19 protein-coding genes and 2 pseudogenes are annotated in these 18,753 nt (G+C 60.4%); 17 read left to right on the top strand and 4 right to left on the bottom strand.

The window, feature by feature from the left end:
- The first annotated feature begins 166 nt into the window (after positions 1–166).
- A complete protein-coding gene (locus QF039_RS20425; RefSeq protein WP_004371229.1) occupies positions 167–970 on the top strand; it encodes an IclR family transcriptional regulator in 804 nt (267 codons plus the stop codon).
- A gap of 136 nt (positions 971–1,106) precedes the next feature.
- Here QF039_RS20425 and QF039_RS20420 read toward each other — a convergent pair whose 3' ends face one another.
- A complete protein-coding gene (locus QF039_RS20420; protein WP_167663949.1) occupies positions 1,107–2,159 on the bottom strand; it encodes an NAD(P)-dependent alcohol dehydrogenase in 1,053 nt (350 codons plus the stop codon).
- Positions 2,160–2,340: 181 nt separating this feature from the next.
- Between QF039_RS20420 and QF039_RS20415 the strand changes: the two genes are divergently transcribed.
- Positions 2,341–3,231 (top strand): AraC family transcriptional regulator, encoded by an 891-nt coding sequence (locus QF039_RS20415; RefSeq protein ID WP_004371227.1) that lies wholly within the window; start codon positions 2,341–2,343, stop codon positions 3,229–3,231.
- A gap of 193 nt (positions 3,232–3,424) precedes the next feature.
- Here the strand turns inward: QF039_RS20415 and QF039_RS20410 are convergent.
- Positions 3,425–5,090 (bottom strand): annotated as a pseudogene (locus QF039_RS20410) (electron transfer flavoprotein-ubiquinone oxidoreductase).
- 554 nt (positions 5,091–5,644) lie between these two features.
- Between QF039_RS20410 and QF039_RS20405 the strand changes: the two are divergent.
- The 15 genes from QF039_RS20405 to QF039_RS20335 all read left to right on the top strand — a co-directional run bounded on the left by QF039_RS20405 (position 5,645) and on the right by QF039_RS20335 (position 17,315).
- Positions 5,645–6,394, top strand: a complete 750-nt coding sequence (locus QF039_RS20405; RefSeq protein WP_004371224.1) for an electron transfer flavoprotein subunit beta/FixA family protein — start codon at positions 5,645–5,647, stop codon at positions 6,392–6,394.
- Between the two features lie 2 nt (positions 6,395–6,396).
- Positions 6,397–7,326 carry an electron transfer flavoprotein subunit alpha/FixB family protein gene (locus tag QF039_RS20400; protein ID WP_307520358.1) on the top strand — a complete coding sequence of 310 codons (930 nt, stop codon included), beginning with the start codon at positions 6,397–6,399 and terminating at the stop codon, positions 7,324–7,326.
- Between the two features lie 83 nt (positions 7,327–7,409).
- Positions 7,410–8,225 carry an ABC transporter substrate-binding protein gene (locus QF039_RS20395; protein WP_102369693.1) on the top strand — a complete coding sequence of 272 codons (816 nt, stop codon included), beginning with the start codon at positions 7,410–7,412 and terminating at the stop codon, positions 8,223–8,225.
- Between the two features lie 9 nt (positions 8,226–8,234).
- Complete coding sequence (locus tag QF039_RS20390; protein ID WP_008434912.1) at positions 8,235–8,597, top strand: DUF4398 domain-containing protein; 363 nt, start codon at positions 8,235–8,237, stop codon at positions 8,595–8,597.
- Entirely contained in the window at positions 8,594–9,406 is an 813-nt protein-coding gene (locus QF039_RS20385; RefSeq protein ID WP_004371220.1) for an OmpA family protein, read from the top strand. Before QF039_RS20390 ends, QF039_RS20385 begins: the two co-directional genes overlap by 4 nt.
- A gap of 312 nt (positions 9,407–9,718) precedes the next feature.
- Complete coding sequence (locus QF039_RS20380) at positions 9,719–11,158, top strand: PLP-dependent aminotransferase family protein (RefSeq protein ID WP_008434911.1); 1,440 nt, start codon at positions 9,719–9,721, stop codon at positions 11,156–11,158.
- A gap of 104 nt (positions 11,159–11,262) precedes the next feature.
- Positions 11,263–11,763, top strand: coding sequence for a translation initiation factor 2 (locus tag QF039_RS20375; RefSeq protein ID WP_102369692.1), 501 nt, complete (start codon positions 11,263–11,265; stop codon positions 11,761–11,763).
- A 163-nt stretch (positions 11,764–11,926) separates the two neighbouring features.
- Positions 11,927–12,181, top strand: a complete 255-nt coding sequence (locus QF039_RS20370) for a YkgJ family cysteine cluster protein (RefSeq protein ID WP_004371217.1) — start codon at positions 11,927–11,929, stop codon at positions 12,179–12,181.
- Between the two features lie 44 nt (positions 12,182–12,225).
- A complete protein-coding gene (locus QF039_RS20365) occupies positions 12,226–12,831 on the top strand; it encodes an START domain-containing protein (RefSeq protein WP_004371215.1) in 606 nt (201 codons plus the stop codon).
- 79 nt (positions 12,832–12,910) lie between these two features.
- The gene (locus tag QF039_RS20360; protein WP_004371213.1) at positions 12,911–13,171 is read left to right on the top strand and encodes a hypothetical protein; all 261 of its coding nucleotides are present in this window, start codon (positions 12,911–12,913) and stop codon (positions 13,169–13,171) included.
- Positions 13,172–13,384: 213 nt separating this feature from the next.
- On the top strand, positions 13,385–13,726 hold the full coding sequence (locus QF039_RS20355; RefSeq protein WP_003193463.1) for a ribonuclease E inhibitor RraB: 342 nt from the start codon (positions 13,385–13,387) through the stop codon (positions 13,724–13,726).
- A 4-nt stretch (positions 13,727–13,730) separates the two neighbouring features.
- Entirely contained in the window at positions 13,731–13,901 is a 171-nt protein-coding gene (locus tag QF039_RS20350; RefSeq protein ID WP_301072590.1) for a hypothetical protein, read from the top strand.
- A gap of 250 nt (positions 13,902–14,151) precedes the next feature.
- Positions 14,152–15,561, top strand: a complete 1,410-nt coding sequence (locus QF039_RS20345; RefSeq protein ID WP_004371206.1) for a circularly permuted type 2 ATP-grasp protein — start codon at positions 14,152–14,154, stop codon at positions 15,559–15,561.
- 3 nt (positions 15,562–15,564) lie between these two features.
- Positions 15,565–16,515, top strand: a complete 951-nt coding sequence (locus QF039_RS20340) for an alpha-E domain-containing protein (protein ID WP_004371204.1) — start codon at positions 15,565–15,567, stop codon at positions 16,513–16,515.
- Positions 16,512–17,315, top strand: coding sequence for a transglutaminase family protein (locus QF039_RS20335; RefSeq protein ID WP_004371203.1), 804 nt, complete (start codon positions 16,512–16,514; stop codon positions 17,313–17,315). Before QF039_RS20340 ends, QF039_RS20335 begins: the two co-directional genes overlap by 4 nt.
- Before the next feature lie 206 nt (positions 17,316–17,521).
- On the opposite strand, the pseudogene QF039_RS20330 reads toward QF039_RS20335, so the two are convergent.
- Both QF039_RS20330 and QF039_RS20325 read right to left on the bottom strand, forming a co-directional pair.
- Positions 17,522–17,641 (bottom strand): annotated as a pseudogene (locus tag QF039_RS20330) (cytochrome c); the annotation flags it as partial.
- Positions 17,642–17,869: 228 nt separating this feature from the next.
- The gene (locus tag QF039_RS20325) at positions 17,870–18,673 is read right to left on the bottom strand and encodes a cytochrome c (protein ID WP_307520346.1); all 804 of its coding nucleotides are present in this window, start codon (positions 18,671–18,673) and stop codon (positions 17,870–17,872) included.
- Positions 18,674–18,753 lie beyond the last annotated feature (80 nt).

The raw sequence follows: 18,753 nt of genomic DNA, 5'->3' as shown, positions 1-18,753 counted from the left end.
ATGTGGGAGCGGGCTTGCTCGCGAAAACGGTGTGTCAGTCAGCGTATGCATTAACTGGAAAACCGCCTTCGCGAGCAAGCCCGCTCCCACATTTTGATCTCCTCTGTTTTGCTGGTCCGCATTTGCCATAATGCTCGCCGTTTTCGTACTTCCCAATAGGCCCGATATGCAGGAAAACGCCCAAACTCCCGTCAAAGAAGCCGCGCCCACCGGCACTCAAACCCTGCTTCGTGGCCTGGGCGTGGTGCAGGCAGTGGCGGCCGGTGCGCGGGATCTGAAGGAAATCGCCAAGCGCATCGGCACCACCCGCAGCACCACTCACCGCCTGGCCAGTTGCCTGGTGGAAGAACGCTACCTGCGCGTAGTGCCGCAAGTCGGTTATCTGCTGGGTCCCAAATTGATCGAGCTGGGTTTCCAGGCCCGTGAAGAACTGCCTTTGGTCAGCCTGGCAGTGCCGTATCTGGACGAGTTGTCGGCGTTGACCGGCGATACCATCCACCTGGCTATTCGCGAATACGACGACGTGCTGTACCTGCACAAGAACCCTGGCCGCAACGGCCCGGAAATGCGCTCGCGCGTCGGCCATCGCATGCCGCTGGCGCGCACCGGGATCGGCAAGGCGTTGTTGCTGGATGACAGCGTGGAAGAGTGGCAGCGCCTGTATCAGGTCAGCCTGCCGACGGGCGGGAAGAATCTGCAGTGGCCGCAGCACCCCGAGCAATCCTGGGCGCAGTTTGAACAGCGCATGCAGGAATACGTGGCGGGCGGTTATGCATTCGATCTGGAAGACAACGAACCGTCGATCCGTTGTGTCGCGGCACCGGTGCGCGATGCCAGCCGGCGAATCGTCGCCGGCATCAGCATCGCCAGTACCGTGCCCTACATGCCGCTGGAGAAAATGGCCGAGCTGATCCCCGTGATCAAACAGGTCGCAGCACGGCTGTCAGCGGAGTTGGGCGCGAAGGCCTGATCAGGCCGTGATCGTTCCCATGCTCCGCGTGGGAATGCCGCTTCGGACGCTCCGCGTCCAGCACTTGAGCCCTGCGCAACGGTGACGCAGAGCGTCACGGCATGCGTTCCCACGCAGAGCGTGGGAACGATCTTGGTCAGGCCTTCAGGGTCGCCATGTCGATCACGAAGCGGTACTTCACATCACCGGCAATCATGCGGGTGTAGGCTTCGTTGATCTGGCGGATGTCGAGCATCTCGATGTCGCAGGTGATGCCGTGCTCGGCGCAGAAATCCAGGACTTCCTGGGTTTCGGCAATGCCACCGATCAACGAACCGGCCAGCACCTTGCGGCCCATCACCAGCTTGGCGGCATTGACGGGCGGGTCGACCGGCTCGATCAAACCTACCAGGATGTGCACGCCGTCAAAGCGCAGTACGTCGAGGTAGGGATTCAAGTCGTGCTGCACCGGAATGGTGTCCAGCAGGAAGTCGAAATGCCCGGCAGCGGCTTTCATCTGGGCTTCGTCGGTGGACACGATCACGTGGTCGGCGCCCTGGCGACGGCCTTCTTCAGCCTTGCTCGCGGAGCGGGTGAACAGCGTCACTTCCGCGCCCATGGCCTTGGCGAACTTGATGCCCATATGGCCCAAACCGCCCATGCCCAGAACGCCAACCTTGTCGCCAGCCTTCACGCCGTAGTGCTTGAGCGGCGAGTAAGTGGTGATGCCGGCGCAGAGGATCGGCGCGGCGCTGGCCAGGTCGAGCTTGGCCGGGATCTTCACCACGAAGTGCTCGCTGACCACGATGCTGTCGGAGTAGCCGCCCATGGTGTTGCTGCCATCGACCCGGTCCGGGGTGGCGTAGGTCATGGTCGGGCCTTCGAGGCAGTATTGCTCGAGGTCCGCGTGGCAGGCGTCGCAGTGACGGCAGGAGTCGACCATGCAGCCAACACCCACCAGGTCACCGACTTTGTGCGCGGTGACGCTGGCGCCGACAGCGGTGACCTTACCGACGATCTCGTGGCCCGGCATCAGCGGGTACACGGCGATGCCCCATTCGTTGCGTGCCTGGTGGATGTCGGAGTGGCAGACGCCGCAGTAGAGAATTTCGATCGCCACGTCATCGGCGCGCGGGCTGCGGCGTTCGAAGGACATGGGGGCGAGGGGAGTGGTGGCCGATTGAGCGGCATAACCGATGGCGGTGTACATGGAGAAACCTCGCAGGTGCAGTAACAGGTGAGGTGGCGCATTCTCCGCGCCGTGCCTGGGTGCGGCCATGGCGATTGCTCCGAGTCTCATGCCTATTCGTCCGGGAGTGCCCCTGGATTGGATCGTTGTGGCGCCAGACCTGCGATGATGGTCTCATCCCCTTTTTCGCGAAGTTTTTGCCATGTTGTTGACCCGCCATGTCGATGCCAATGCCGCGTTGGTTGCCTTGATCGAACCCCTGACACCCCGTGATGGGTTCTCGCCCACGAACCTGCCGGGCGTGCAGGTATTGCGTGCCAGTTGCGATGTGGCGCGCGGCCCGCAGATTTATGAACCGAGCCTGATGATCGTCGCCCAGGGCAGCAAGGTCGCGTACCTGGGCCCGCGTACTCTGGAGTACGGCGCGGGGCATTACCTGATCCAGGCGATGCCGGTGCCGTTCGAATGCGAGACTTTTGCCATGCCGAATGCACCGCTGTTGGGGGTGACGGTGGGCATTGATCGGGTGGTGCTGGGTGAGTTGGTGATGGCGATGGGGATCCAGAGCGGGCCACCGCCAGCGGCGCAAACGTTGGAGTCGATGAGTTCGGTGGTGCTGGACGACGCCATGCGCGGCTGTGTCGAACGCCTGTTGCAGTGCCTGCACGATCCGCTGGAGAGCCGGATCATGGGTCCGGCGCGGGTGCGGGAATTATTGTTCACCGCATTGCGCGGGCCACAGGCGGATGTGTTGCGCGCGCTGGTGGAGCAGCAGGGGCAGTTTTCCCGGGTGGCGACCTCGTTGAATCACCTGCATGCCCATTACGCCGAGCCGCTGAATATCGAGACATTGGCAGGTTATGCGCACATGAGTGCGTCGACCTTCCACGAACACTTCAAACGCTGCACGCTGTTGTCGCCGGTGCAGTACCTCAAGCGTCTGCGGTTGCTCAAGGCACAGCAGTTGCTGTTGGTGGAGGGCATGGGCGTGGCGCAGGCGGCCCACAGTGTGGGGTACCAGAGCACGTCGCAGTTCAGCCGGGAGTACAAGCGCTACTTCGAGCGTAGCCCCGGGGATGAGCGGGCGGCGTAACTCTCCCGGGCACAATTCGGTCAAAAATGTGGGAGCGGGCTTGCTCGCGAAAGCGGTGGTTCAGCCAAAACATCTGTGACTGATACACCGCTTTCGCGAGCAAGCCCGCTCCCACATTTGACCGAGTCGATGGGTCTTTTTCCGGGCTACAAAAAAGGCCCCCATTTGGGAGCCTTCTGTTCAAGCAGCGGATTTACATATTCGGGTAAGTCGGCCCACCCGCACCTTCCGGCGTCACCCACGTAATGTTCTGCGAAGGGTCCTTGATGTCACAGGTCTTGCAGTGCACGCAGTTCTGGGCGTTGATCTGGAAGCGCTTCTCGCCGTCTTCCTTGGTGATCACTTCATACACGCCGGCCGGGCAGTAGCGCTGCGCCGGTTCATCGTAGAGCGGCAGGTTGGTGCCGATCGGGATGCTCGGGTCTTTCAGCTTCAGGTGGCACGGTTGTTCTTCTTCGTGGTTGGTACCGGAGATGAACACCGAGCTCAGCTTGTCGAAGCTCAGCTTGCCGTCGGGTTTCGGGTAGTCGATCTTCTTGCTGTCCTTGGCCAGCTTGAGGCAGGCGTAGTCCGGCTTGGTGTCGTGCAGGGTGAACGGCATTTTGCCGCCGAGGATGTTCTGGTCGAACCAGTTGAAGCCGGCACCAATGATCGGGCCGAACTTGTGCATCGCCGGGCCGAAGTTACGGCTGGCGAACAGTTCTTCGTAGAGCCAGCTGTTCTTGAAGCTGTCGACGTAAGCGGTCAGTTCGTCACCGCCTTCGGATTCGGCGAACAGGCGGTCAGCCACGGCGTCAGCGGCGAGCATGCCGGACTTCATCGCGGTGTGGCTGCCCTTGATCTTGGCGAAGTTCAGGGTGCCCAGGTCGCAGCCGATCAGCGCGCCCGCCCTTGAACACCATTTTCGGCAGCGAGTTCAGGCCGCCTTTGCAGATGGCGCGGGCGCCGTAGCTGATGCGCTTGCCGCCTTCCAGGTACTGGGCCAGCACCGGGTGATGCTTGAGGCGCTGGAACTCGTCGAATGGCGACAGGAAGGTGTTGCTGTAGGACAGGTCGACGATCAGGCCGACGACCACCTGGTTGTTTTCCAGGTGATAGAGGAACGAACCGCCGGTGTTCTCCGCGCTCATGATGTCCAGCGGCCAACCGGCGGTGTGCACCACCAGGCCTGGCTGGTGTTTGGCCGGGTCGATTTCCCAGATTTCCTTCAGGCCGATGCCGTAGTGCTGGGCGTCGGCGTCGCTGTCCAGGTTGAAGCGCTGGATCAGTTGCTTGCCGATGTGGCCACGGCAACCTTCGGCGAACAGCGTGTACTTGCCACGCAGTTCCATGCCCGGGGTGTAGACGCCTTCTTTCGGGTTGCCTTCACGGTCGACGCCGAGGTCACCGGTGATGATCCCGCGCACCACGCCGTTTTCGTCGAACAGCGCTTCCTGGGCGGCGAAGCCCGGGTAGACTTCCACACCCAGGTTTTCGGCCTGCTGGGCGAGCCAGCGGCACAGGTTGCCCAAGGAGATAATGTAGTTGCCTTCGTTGTGCATGGTCTTGGGCACAAAGAAGTCAGGCACCTTGGTGGAAGCTTCGCTGGAGCGCAGTACATAGATGTCATCACGCACAACAGGGGTGTTGAGCGGTGCACCGAGTTCTTTCCAGTCCGGGAACAGTTCGTTCAGGGCACGGGGTTCAAACACGGCACCGGACAGGATATGAGCGCCGACTTCGGAGCCTTTTTCGACCACGCAGACGCTGATTTCCTTACCGGCTTCGGCGGCCTTCTGCTTCAATCGGCAGGCGGCAGACAGGCCTGCCGGGCCAGCGCCGACGATGACCACGTCGAATTCCATGTATTCGCGTTCCACAGGCTATCTCCTACTCAAGGCTCAACGGCTTTTTTTTCTAATGGGTGGAGGTTCGGTGATCCGTCCCACAATGCCTGCATCAATCTCATGCAAAGGGCAGGGGACGACCCACCTTTCTCTCTAGGTGGCGCATTATATCTACACCACTCTCAGCGTCCAATACAAACGTTTGTTTGAATTGCCCGCAAGCTAGGTAAATCAAAGCAACGCGGCTTATAACTGACCATTTTGGCGTATTGACCGGAATAGGCGTTCCGGTCAATATACGGTCGGTTTTGCGCATCCCGTAGGCAGACTGTGGGTTTCAAGGCCACCTCGAAAGACAGGCTGAAGGCAAATAAGGGTGACGCGCGAGCCACGATGGCGCGCAGTTTACACGCCACGATAATGAATGACCTCTCAGTCACCGCTGACGAACGGTCATCACTCCCGTGAGCAAGGTCCCCCGCCGACGATTGCCGGTGTTTTTGGAGGTGCCCTTGTGTGCCGATGAGCATCAAACCGCCAGGTTCGCCTAGGCGACTTTCTTTTCACCGGAGAGTAACGAGGAATCCATGAAGGTTCTTGTAGCTGTCAAACGCGTTGTCGATTACAACGTGAAAGTTCGCGTCAAGGCGGACAATTCCGGCGTCGACCTCGCTAACGTCAAGATGTCGATGAACCCTTTCTGCGAAATCGCCGTGGAAGAAGCCGTACGCCTGAAAGAGAAAGGCGTTGCGACTGAAATCGTCGTCGTTTCCATCGGTCCGACCACTGCTCAAGAGCAGCTGCGTACCGCCCTGGCGCTGGGTGCCGATCGCGCCATCCTCGTCGAATCCGCTGAAGAGCTGACTTCCCTGGCCGTTGCCAAGTTGTTGAAAGCCGTTGTCGACAAGGAACAGCCATCGCTGGTGATCCTCGGCAAACAAGCCATCGACAGCGACAACAACCAGACTGGCCAGATGCTGGCTGCACTGACCGGTTATGGCCAGGGCACCTTCGCCTCGAAAGTCGAAGTGAGCGGCGACAAGGTTGCCGTGACCCGCGAAATCGACGGCGGCGCGCAGACAGTTTCCCTGAAACTGCCGGCCATCGTCACCACCGACCTGCGTTTGAACGAGCCGCGCTACGCGTCCCTGCCAAACATCATGAAAGCCAAGAAGAAGCCTCTCGAAGTGCTGACTCCGGATGCTTTGGGCGTTTCCACCGCCTCCACCAACAAGACCGTAAAAGTCGAAGCGCCGGCTGCACGCAGCGCGGGCATCAAGGTCAAGTCGGTGGCTGAACTGGTCGAGAAACTGAAAAACGAAGCGAAGGTAATCTAACCATGACTATCTTGGTAATCGCAGAACACGACAACAAGGTCGTGGCTCCGGCCACCCTGAACACTGTCGCCGCCGCCGCCAAAATCGGTGGTGATATCCACGTCCTGGTCGCTGGCCAAAACGTTGGTGCCGTGGCTGAGGCCGCTGCCAAAATCGCTGGCGTGAGCAAAGTACTGGTTGCCGATAACGCAGCCTACGCTCACCAATTGCCGGAAAACGTTGCGCCGCTGGTTGCAGAGCTGGGCGCTGGCTACAGCCACATCCTGGCTGCCGCCACCTCCAACGGCAAAAACATCCTGCCGCGCGTTGCTGCGCAACTGGACGTTGACCAGATCTCCGAGATCGTTTCGGTAGAAAGCTCCGACACCTTCAAGCGTCCGATCTATGCCGGTAACGCCATCGCTACCGTGCAGTCCACTGCGTCGGTAAAAGTCATTACCGTGCGTGCCACCGGTTTCGACCCGGTTGCTGCTGAAGGTGGTTCGGCTGCGGTTGAAGCTGTGGCTGCTGCCCACGACGCTGGCACTTCCAGCTTCGTTGGCGAAGAGCTGGCCAAGTCCGATCGTCCGGAACTGACCGCTGCCAAGATCGTCGTTTCCGGCGGCCGCGGCATGCAGAACGGTGACAACTTCAAGCACCTGTACGCCCTGGCCGACAAGCTGGGCGCTGCGGTCGGCGCTTCCCGCGCTGCCGTCGACGCAGGTTTTGTACCGAACGACATGCAGGTCGGCCAGACCGGCAAGATCGTTGCGCCACAGCTGTACATCGCCGTCGGTATCTCCGGCGCGATCCAGCACTTGGCCGGTATGAAAGACTCCAAGGTGATCGTTGCGATCAACAAGGACGAAGAAGCACCTATCTTCCAGGTGGCTGATTACGGCCTGGTGGCGGACTTGTTCGAAGCCGTACCCGAGTTGGAGAAGCTGGTCTAATCCAGCCGCTTCACTTATAAAGAGCCCGGTCTTTTGACCGGGCTTTTTTTTGCCCGGTAATTTTTCAACTGGAGAACCCTGCCATGGAATTGCGTCCCTGGACTGTACTGCTGGCCCTGTCACTGCTGCCGACGGTGTCGCTGGCGGCGGGCAAATGTGATCGCCTGGTGATCACCGGCAGCCCGGACGCACCGCCTTATCTGTGGCGTGATCCCCAGGACCCCACGCACTTGATCGGCGCCACCGCCGACATGCTGCAGCAAGTGGCCAAGGACCTCGGGGTGAAAATCGACTTGCTGTACGGCGGCAAACGTTCCCTGGCGCTGGAAGAAGTGCGCAGCGGGCGCATGGACATCCTCGCCGACGCGCCATTGACCCTCGACGCCCTGGACTCCCTCGACTACATCCATCCGGCATTGGTGCAAACCGATTATCTGGTCTGGACCCGCAAGGATTCCTCCCTGGCCTACAGCCAGGCCAGCGACCTGCAGGGCCACAAGGGCGCGGTGTCGGAAAGGGCGCGCCTGAGCCGCGACTTTGAAACCTTCGCCGGTGAGCAACTGACCCTGCAGCGCCTGCCCAGCCTGACCCCGGCGTTCCAGAAACTGCTATTGGGAGAAGTGGACTACGTGCTCGCCGGACGTTATTCCGGCATGGCCATGGCCCAGACGTTGGGCATGAGCAACGACCTGGTGGCGCGGGAAATCCCCATCGACCAGCCGGGCCTGTACCTGGCCATTTCCCACAACTCCGCCTGCAACGATCCGTGGTTGCGCGGACAGCTCGCCAAAAAGATGACAGAATTGCCCGCGTCCGGTCTGGCGGAAACCGCGCTGCAGAGCAATCTTGAGCGCTGGAAAGCGCAGTTGCAGCAACCCGTCGGCACCCCAACAAAGTAGGGATTTTCAGTGACTATTCGACCTCTTTTCGCGGCCCTCGCCGTTGTAGCTCTGGCGGGATGTGCAGCCGATCCTGCGCCGAATGAACAAATGCGCCTGACCCAGCAAGCCCTGGAACAAGCCAGCGCCGTGGGCGCCGTCGCCAGCGATTCGCCCGAGCTGAAGCTGGCGGAAGACAAGTTCACCCAGGCCCGTGCCGACATGGCCGATGAATCCTACAAGGACGCCCGCATGCAGGCTGAAGAAGCCGAGCTGGACGCCCGCCTGGCGGAAGCGCGGGTGCTGACCCGCAAAAGCCAGGAGCAACTGAACGTGCTCAACACCCGTATCACCCGCCTGCGCAAGCAGTTGCAGTTGGGAGACGCCCAATGAGCCCGTTGATGCGTGGGTTGAGCTGTGTGGTGTTGCTGGGCAGTGCGCTGGGTGGTTGTGCGACCCATCCCGACAGTAACCTCGCCTTGCAACAGGCCAGCACTGACTTCCAGAAGGTCAAGGAAGATTCGAATGTGCTGCGTATCGCACCCAAGGACGTGATTCGCGCCGGTGAGTCCCTGGCCCGTGCCGACCGTTTCTCCAGCTTCTGGGGCAGCGGCGCCGATGTGGCGCATTACGCCTACCTGAGCCAGCGCTACAGCGCGATTGCCCGGGAACACACCGAGCAGGCACTCAATCAGGAGCGTGGGGTCAAGCTGGAGCTGGAACGCCAGCGCCTGCAACTGGCCCTGCGTGAAGCCAAGCTCTCCAGCGTTCAGCAACAGGGCAAATGGATTGAGGCGCAGATATCCAGCCTGACCACCGTCCAGCCTGATCGCGGGCTGGTGATGACCCTGGGTGACGTGCTGTTCGATACGGGTGATGCAGAGCTGCAAAACTCGGCCAACCGCACCGTGCTCAAAGTGGTGCAGTTCCTGCAACTGAACCCCAAGCGCGTGGTGCGCATCGAGGGTTACACCGACAATACCGGCGGCGAACAGGAAAATATCAAGCTGTCCCGGGACCGCGCTCAAGCGGTTGCGGATGTACTGAGCGACCTGGGGATCGACGAAAAACGCATTCAGGTCGAAGGCTACGGCGATCAGTATCCGGTCGAAGCCAACGCGTCTGAGCGGGGCAGGGCGCAGAACCGTCGGGTAGAAATTGTGTTCTCCGACGAGAAAGGCCAGCTGGGCGCTGCTCGCTGAACCTGATTCTCAAGGTGAAAGGTGATTCCTGTGGGAGCTGTCGAGCCCCAGCGAGGCTGCGACAGGATCGCCTCGGTGGACCTACGAGACTGAAGTGCCTGCATCGCAGCCTCGCTGAAGCTCGACAGCTCCCACATAAGCCCGATCAATGATCGGGTTTTTTATGCCCGCGATTCAGTTCGCAACCCTTACAGTTTTTTCTATCACTGCCGCCCGCGCTCGACTATTGTGGCAACTGTCCCCGTACACTTCTAAACTGTGCCGGTATGTTTCACACAAAAATAAAATACCCGTGAAATCGAGTGCTGCGTCATGACCAATCTGTTGCTCTACCAACGTATCGCCCAGCAGCTGGCTGAGGATATCCGCCGCGGTGTCTATCAACCGGGCGAGCGCGTGCCTTCGGTACGCAAAATGAGCTCCCAGCTCAACGTCAGCCACGCCACCGTGTTGCAGGCCTACGCGAACCTGGAAGACCAGGGTTTGATTCGCGCGCGGCCGCAGTCCGGGTATTACGTGCACCAGACGCCGGCGCTCACTGCGCCCACGCCGGACATCGCCCGGGTCGAGCGTCCAGGGTTGGTCACCCGCAGCAGCATCATTCAACAGGTGTTGGTGGAGTCCCGTCGCGAAGGCGTGTTCCCGCTGGGCGCCGCCGTGCCGAGTGTCGACTACCTGCCTGTGCGCGCGCTGCATCAGCAACTGGCCAAGGTCACGCGTTTCCAGAGCCCGCGGGCGTTCAGCTACATGTTCAGCCCGGGTTTCGAGCCGCTGCGGCGCCAGGTGGCGATCCGTATGCGCGATGCCGGGGTGGTGGTCGACCCCTCCGAAGTGGTGATCACCCATGGGTGTGTCGATGCATTGCAGATGTCGCTGCGGGTGCTGACCCGCCCCGGCGACCTGATCGCCGCCGAATCACCGACCTATTACGGCTTGCTGCAACTGGCCGATCTGCTGGGCCTGAAGGTCATCGAAATCCCCAGCGACCCGGCCACCGGCATGAGCCTGGAAGCCCTGCAACTGGCAGCCAACCAATGGTCGATCAAGGCTCTGGTGCTGACCACGCGCCTGAGCAATCCCCTGGGCGGCACCATGCCCGAAGAGCGGCAGAAACAGTTGCTGCGCCTGGCCTCGGATTTCGATATCCAGGTGGTCGAGGACGATATCTATGGCGAACTGATGTTCGAACTGGGCCGCACCAAGGCGCTGAAAGCCTACGACCGTCTGGACCGGGTCATCTATTGCTCGAGTTTCTCGAAGACCCTGTCACCGGGCATTCGCATTGGCTGGATGATTGCCGGCAAGTACCAGCAGGAAATCCAGCGCCTGCAAATGTTCAGCACCCATTCGGCCTGCAGCGTGACCCAGATGGGCACGGCGGCGTACCTGGAGAATGGCGGTTACGACCGCCACCTGCGCTATATCCGCCAGGAGTACCGCAAAAACCTCAGCGCGTTCCAGCTGGCCGTGCAGCAGTATTTTCCCGAAGGCACCCAGATGACCCGCCCGACCGGCGGTTTTATCCTGTGGGTCAGTTTGCCTGGACGGGTCAATACCCAGGAACTGCACGTGCGCGCCTTGCAGCAGGGCATCAGCATTGCACCGGGGCTGATCTTCAGTAATACGGAACAGTTCAACCACTGTATTCGCCTGAACTGCGGCACCCCGTGGAACCGCGAGGCGGAGCGCGCCTTGATGACCCTGGGGATGCTGGCAAGCCAGTTATGCCAGGAGACTGCGGCAGGTTTTTGAGGCATGGAAAGGGGACACGACGGGTAGCTGGCTAATTACCATGCTTGTCATACCGTCCTCAACAAGCGAGCATATGGCCTTCTGCCGTTAATGCTGCTGGCGATATGACTTATACCTTTCCTGCTGCCCTGCTGATCTGCGTGTTAAGCCTGTGTAACGCTGGCGCTGTCCTGGCGGCTCCCGCCAGTGAAGCGGTGCCTGCTGCCAGCTCCCAGCAAACGGTGCCGGCGAAAAAAGCCGCTGCGGCCAAGAAGGCACCGGTCGCGAAGAAAGCCCCCGCAAAGAAAGCAACGCCGGTGAAAAAACGTGCGCCTATCGCCAGCAAGTCAAAGTCGGCCCACGAAGTCGCCAAGACGCCGCTGCCGCCTGCAGAGCTGGATTTGAGCCTGCCGTCGAACATGGTCCGCCACCTGCAACCCCTCGGCACCATGCCGCAGCCGAAGAACGTGCCGCTGCTGCCGCCGATGTTTGCCGAAAAGCCCACTGACAACAGTGCATTCCAGATCAACGGGCGCCTGCTCAGCAATGAAATGCAGCTGCAACTGCGCAACGAAGAACGCCGCGAAGTAGAAGGCGCAGCGCTGGATTTCCAGTTCAAGCAATAAACCCGACGAGTAAACGTGACGCGCACCCTTGACCTTCTGTCGCAGACTGGTCAGTCACTATTGTTTTCGGTGAAAAACCCCTGTTAAGCCAATTTAAAACGTCTGTTTAAGGGCGTAGTCTTACGTGGCCATCAACGCTTGAGTTGTCGAGGATCTGTTCGTCATGAAATGCCGTGAAGGCTGTGGCGCTTGCTGCATTGCCCCATCCATCAGTTCTCCGTTGCCGGGAATGCCTGCCGGCAAACCGGCGGGCGAACGCTGCCTGCATCTTTCGGTCGAACAACTGTGCCAGTTGTTTGGCCAGCCTGAGCGGCCGGCAGTGTGTAGTTCGTTCCAGGCGGATATCGAGGTCTGCGGCAGTAGCCAGGCAGAAGCGATCAGGTTGATCGGCTGGTGGGAACAGATGACGGCGGCTTAGTGGGCTGTTCAAAGTACTGAACTTCAACAATAAGGAATAAGACCATGGGTTCACTGAAACGAATTGCTGTGTTGTGCGGTTTTACCGCGTTGTTCGCTGCCGCAGCGCATGCTGAAGACTGGCAGACGGCCAAGGATGAAGACGGCATCAAAGTGTCCTTGAGTGAAATTGCCGGCTCCAAGTACAAGGCTTATCGCGGTGTGACGACCATCAAGGCGCCGCTGGCCAAGATCCAGGCGCTGCAGGAAGACGTGGCGGGGGCCTGTTCCTGGATCCACGAATGCAAATCGCAGAAACTGCTCAAGCAGGAAGGCGACAAGAGCTGGACCTACACCCAGTTCAAGGCACCGTTCCCGGTGACCGATCGTGACTCGATCCTGGAAATCACCACCACCAAGGCTGCCGACGGCACCGTCACCCGCAAGCTGTTGGAAGTGCCGACCTACCAGCCAGAAGTCAAAGGCTATGTGCGCGTAGCCCAGGTCGATGGTTACTGGAAGCTGGTGCCTAAAGGCGACAACCTGACCGAAGTGACCTACCAGGTGCACACCGAGCCAGGTGGCAGCGTGCCGTCGTGGTTGGCCAACAAGTTTGTGGTGGACGCACCGTTCAACACCTTGAAAGCCCTGAAAGAACACGCTGAAAAATAACTGCAGTTGATCAGGTGCCTCCTGCCTTGAGTGGAACGATTTCCAGGCCCTCAAGGTCCAGATAGATGTAAGCCCACCCATGGGTTTTATCGAGGAGGCTCTGATGCCAAAGTGGAACGTTTCCTTCACCAATGATCATGGTGAGTCGGTAGTCGAGCAATTCGAGTGCGAGCAGAAACCCACGCTTGAAGAAGCCGCGCGCCTGGTTCGCGCCCGCGTATCACCGGTGCTGGAGGAACTGGATCTCAACGATCTGGAGGGGCGTATTGCCGAACCCACGGTCAAGATTCTGAAAGATCAAAACAGCATCAAAGACCTCAAGGTCGACCCCGCCGCCTGAACATTCCCTGTACGCCTTTAAACAGACTCTGGTGGAGGTGATAGCTTCGCGCTACTCTGCAATGGAGATCAGCGAATGAATCGCTAAGGTCTGGTCTTGTCAGCTACATGCTTGTCTCCCAGCGGCGACGTCACTGCCGTAACACCCGCGCCCTTGCAGCGCGGGCCTTGGGAAGCACGGAAAGTCTATCCATCGGTTTGAGGAGGACGTTTCATGAGCACAGCCTATCAAGAAGACATCAGCACCAACGTGTTGCGCCGCATGAAAGAGGGCGGCTTTGACTTCTCGCGTTTCCATCCCATCGAGTTCTACGCCATTTTCCCGGATGAGGAACGTGCGCGGCGGGCTGCGGGTCGGTTTCGTGGGGAATCCCTGAATGCCCAGGTCAGCGCGCGGGATGACGGCGCCTGGTACCTGGAATTGAGCAAAATCATGTTCGCCACCTACGACGGCATAGGAGACTTCGAGCAGGACTTTGAGGCGGTGGTCGAGCCCTTGGGCGGAATCATCGAGGGATGGGGCGTGAAACAGGAGGTGCGTGGGTTACCCATGTAGCGACATGAGCAACAACACAGCGTATCGGCTGACCTTTGGGTCGGCCGTTTTTGTTTCTGGCGCGGGAAAAATCCTGCGCAAAAAAAAGCCACCCGAGCAGGGTGGCCAAAGGGAAGATCGCAAAGGAGGAGAGCGATTCGGTACAAGCGTTAATGCGCAATGGATGAAGCTGTAGGACGCGTCCTGTTCAGCTGATGGAGGTGATTATCCGCGGGGTTTGCCGGGCAGTGAAATCAACTCTGACTATGCTGGTGATAGTCATGGCCTGCATTGCAATGAGGCGCCGCCCATGACAGCGGGCATTTGCTGCACCGGGACGGTGCGATGAGACCTGCGTCTATATCCAACTGATTGATACTTAAGTGTTTATGCCGCTGGCACGGGCCTTGCGATGGTTCTGGCGTCCGGGTGACAAGGAGTACGGCATGATCCGCACTTATTATGATGAGATGTACGACGGGGCAGGGCAGGTGCGCCCCCATTACCGCGAATTCGCCCGCTGGTTGGCCGACACGCCGGCCGAACTGCTGGCCCAGCGCCGGCGCGAAGCCGATTTGCTGTTTCACCGGGCCGGTATCACCTTCACCTTGTATGGCGATGAGCAAGGTACCGAGCGCCTGATCCCCTTCGACACGATCCCCCGCAGCATCCCGGCCAGTGAATGGCGGATCGTCGAGCGCGGCTGCATCCAGCGGGTCAAGGCGCTGAACATGTTTCTCGCCGACCTGTACCACGAACAACGCATTATCAAGGCCGGGATCATCCCCGCCGAGCAAGTCCTGGCCAACGAGCAGTACCAGTTGGCGATGCAGGGCCTGGACCTGCACCGGGATATTTATTCCCACATCTCAGGTGTCGACCTCGTACGCGATGGCGACGGCACTTACTACGTCCTCGAAGACAATCTGCGTACCCCCAGCGGCGTGAGCTACATGCTCGAAGACCGCAAGATGATGATGCGCCTGTTCCCCGAACTGTTCGCGGCCCAGCGCATCGCGCCCATCGACCACTATCCCAACCTGTTGCTCGACACCCTGAAAAGCTCCAGCCCGCTGGATAATCCCAGTGTGGTGGTGCTGACGCCTGGGCGTTTCAACAGTGCGTTCTTCGAGCATGCATTCCTGGCCCGGGAAATGGGCGTGGAACTGGTGGAAGGTGCCGATCTGTTTGTACGCGATGACCGCGTGTTCATGCGCACCACCGACGGCCCCAAGGCGGTCGACGTGATTTACCGCCGCCTCGACGACGCGTTCCTCGACCCGCTGGCCTTCAACCCGGACTCCATGCTCGGCGTACCGGGCCTGCTGGCGGCTTATCGCTCGGGCAACGTGGTGTTGGCCAATGCCATCGGTACCGGGGTGGCGGATGACAAGTCGGTGTACCCCTTCGTCACCGAGATGATCCGTTTTTACCTGGATGAAGAACCGATCCTGAAGAATGTTCCGACGTTCCAGTGCCGTAATCCCAGTGAACTGTCCCACGTACTGGCCAACCTTCCGCAACTGGTGGTGAAGGAAACCCAGGGCTCCGGTGGCTATGGCATGTTGGTCGGCCCGGCCGCCTCGGCGGCGGAAATCGAAGCCTTCCGTGCACGCATCAAGGCCAAGCCCCACGCCTATATCGCGCAGCCAACGCTGTGCCTGTCGACATGCCCGACCTTCGTCGAAAACGGCATCGCCCCACGGCATATCGACCTGCGCCCGTTTGTGCTGCAAGGCAAGGAAACCCGTGTGGTGCCCGGCGGCCTGACTCGTGTGGCGCTGCGGGAAGGCTCGCTGGTGGTCAACTCGTCCCAGGGCGGCGGCACTAAAGACACCTGGGTGGTCGAGGATTGAAATATGTTGAGTAGAACTGCCTCGGATTTGTATTGGATGTCACGCTACCTGGAGCGCGCGGAAAACCTCGCGCGGATGCTCGATGTCAGTTATTCGCTGTCGCTGATGCCCCAGGACGGGCGCGGCGATGGCCTGCATGAACTGGCGATGCCGCTGCTGATCACCGGCACCCTCGACGATTACCGCGAGCGCCACGGTGAACTGCACGCCGAACGCCTGCTGCACTTCTTCGCCCTGGATGCGGCGAACCCGGCCAGCATCTACAGCTGCCTCGGCGCTGCACGCGCCAGTGCCCATGCCGTGCGTGGGCGAATCACCGCCGACATGTGGGAAAACATCAACGCCACCTGGCTGGAGATTCGCGACATCGCCCAGCAAGGCCTGAGTCGCTACGGCATGAGCCGGTTCTGCGAGTGGGTCAAGGAACGTTCCCACCTGTTCCGCGGTGCCACCTACGGCACCATCATGCGTAACGACGCCTTTCGTTTTATTCGCCTGGGCACCTTTATCGAGCGCGCCGACAACACCCTGCGCTTGCTCGACGCCCGCTATGAAATGGCCGGCGACCAGGCCGAAGCGGTCACCGATGGTACCGCCCATGCCTACTATCAATGGAGTGCGTTGTTGCGGGCGTTGTCGTCGTTCGAGGCCTACACCGAAATCTACCGTGATGCCCCGGGCGCCCGACAAGTCGCCGAGCTGTTGCTGCTGCGCGCCGACGTGCCGCGGTCGCTGCGGGCCTGCAGTGAAGAGATCGACCAGATCCTTGGCAGCCTGCCCGGCATCAACGGTCGCCCGGCCCAACGCCTGGCAGCGGAAATGGACGCACGCCTGCGCTATACCGCCATCGACGAAATTCTCGAGGAAGGCCTGCACGCTTGGCTGACCGACTTCATCCCGCTCGTGCGCGAGTTGGGCGATGCTATTTACAGTTCCTACCTGGAGGCGGCATGAGACTTTCCATCAGCCACGAAACCACCTACCACTACGAAGACCAGGTGCGTGCCAGCATCCAGTACCTGCGGCTCACGCCCCACGACAGCGAGCGCCAGCATGTCCTCAGTTGGCAGTTGGACTTGCCCCGGCCGGTACGGGCGCAACTGGACCCGTTCGGCAACATCCTGCACGTGTTGACCCTGGACGAGCCCCATGAAGCCATCATCATTGGCGCCCGTGGCCAGGTGGATATCGACGAATTGCGTGAAGCCGAGCATGAAAGCCAGTCGGCCTTCCCGTTCCTGCGCTGCACCCGGTTGACCGAGCCGGACGAGGCCCTGCGCAGCTTTGCCGAAAAGCATTGCCATCAACGCCGCGACCGCAGCGCATTGATCGACCTGATGCACGCGCTGAACCAGTACATGACCTATTCGCCGGGTTCTACCGAAGTCGACACCTGTGCGGCCAAGGCGTTTGCCGGGCGAGCCGGGGTGTGCCAGGACCACACCCACGCCTTCCTCGCCTGTGCCCGCAGCCTGGGAATTCCGGCGCGTTATGTGTCGGGGTATTTGTACAGCGAAGACTGCGAGCACCTGGCCAGCCATGCCTGGGCTGAAGCGTGGCTGGATGACGCCTGGTACAGTTTTGACGTGACCAATCAACTGGCGCGGCCGGAGCGGCATTTGAAGCTGGCGGTGGGCCTGGATTACCTGGACGCCTGCCCGGTACGAGGCATGCGTCGTGGGGGAGGGCATGAGCAGATGCATGCGAAGGTATTTGTAGCGCCGACACCGGTGATTTCGGTGCAGCAGCAGTAGGATCCAGGGAGAGGGGGAGCTCTGTGTAGCAGGAGAGCTCTCCGTGCCAGGAAAACTTTTTGTGGCGAGGGAGCTTGCTCCCGCTGGGCCGCGAAGCGGCCCCAAGGCATGCCCCCGAGTTCTGTCTGGAGAAATGTGATTGCCTGATTGGGGCTGCTGCGCAGCCCAGCGGGAGCAAGCTCCCTCGCCACAGATTTACCTGAGCCTTAAGGCTGCTTTCTGCCCGCCATATGCTTCAAATACCCCACCAGCAGATCCAGGTCCGCATCCGGCACCACGCTGGTGGCAAACGCCGGCATCTTCGCCTGTGGCCAGTGCCGCATGCTTTTCGATTTCGGTGCAGCAGCAGTAGGATCCCGGGAGAGGGCTTTGTGTAGCAGGAAAGCTCTCCGTGCCAGGAAAACTTTTTGTGGCGAGGGAGCTTGCTCCCGCTGGGCCGCGAAGCGGCCCCAAGGCATGCCCCCGAGTTCTGTCTTGAGAAATGTGATTGCCTGATTGGGGCTGCTGCGCAGCCCAGCGGGAGCAAGCTCCCTCGCCACAGGTTTACCCGAGCCTTAAGGCTGCTTTCTGCCTGCCATATGCTTCAAATACCCCACCAGCAGATCCAGGTCCGCATCCGGCAGCACGCTGGTGGCAAACGCCGGCATTTTCGCCTGTGGCCAGTGCCGCATGCTTTGCGGATCGCGGATGTAGCGCTTGAGGAAATCCCCGGCAAAATATTCAGTGGGGTTGTAAGGAATATTCAGGTCCGGCCCCACCTGCGCATCGCCGGCCCCGTTCAGGCGATGACATGCCAGGCAGTTCTTCTGGAACAGTGCGAACCCCTGATTCACCGGGTCATTCGCCGCCAGTTTCGGATCCGGCAACAAAGCCGGGAAGCGCTCCGCCACCGTCTTCAACTGCTTGATCCCGGAAATCTGAAACGGCCACTGCTCAGGGCTGATATTGCCTGCCTGCGGATCGGTCCACACCAGATAAAACGGCCCGGCACTGGGCTTGCCGTCTGCCAGTGGCGGCCACGGATGCGCCGGATCTTCCACCGCCAGCCAGGCCCGCGCGCCGCTTTTTGATAGCAGCGGTGCCGCCGTCAGTTCCGCGGCAAAGCCGTCGAGGGCCACTGCCTGCAGATGATTTTCCGGCGTGATGCCCGGCAACAGCGCTGCCAACGGCACTGCGCGATAGGTCATATTGCGCTTGTAGGAAACGTCATCAACGATCTGCACCGTCTGCACATCCGGACGCTTGAGCAGTTCGATGGTTTCCCAGGTTTTGCTGGCGTGATCCAGCTCGACGGTCAATTTCGCGGCGTGCGCCGGCAAGGCCAGCAGCAGGATCAGGAGGACGATGATCTGTTTCAAGGAAGGGCCACATATCGGAAAAGGCGGTGGAACTCACGATACCGCAAAATCACAAAATCTCGGCGCGCAAAACGGCAGCC

The sequence above is a fragment of the Pseudomonas sp. W2I6 genome (assembly GCF_030815935.1).
Classification (GTDB): domain Bacteria; phylum Pseudomonadota; class Gammaproteobacteria; order Pseudomonadales; family Pseudomonadaceae; genus Aquipseudomonas.
This window is presented reverse-complemented; position numbering and strand designations above follow the sequence as displayed.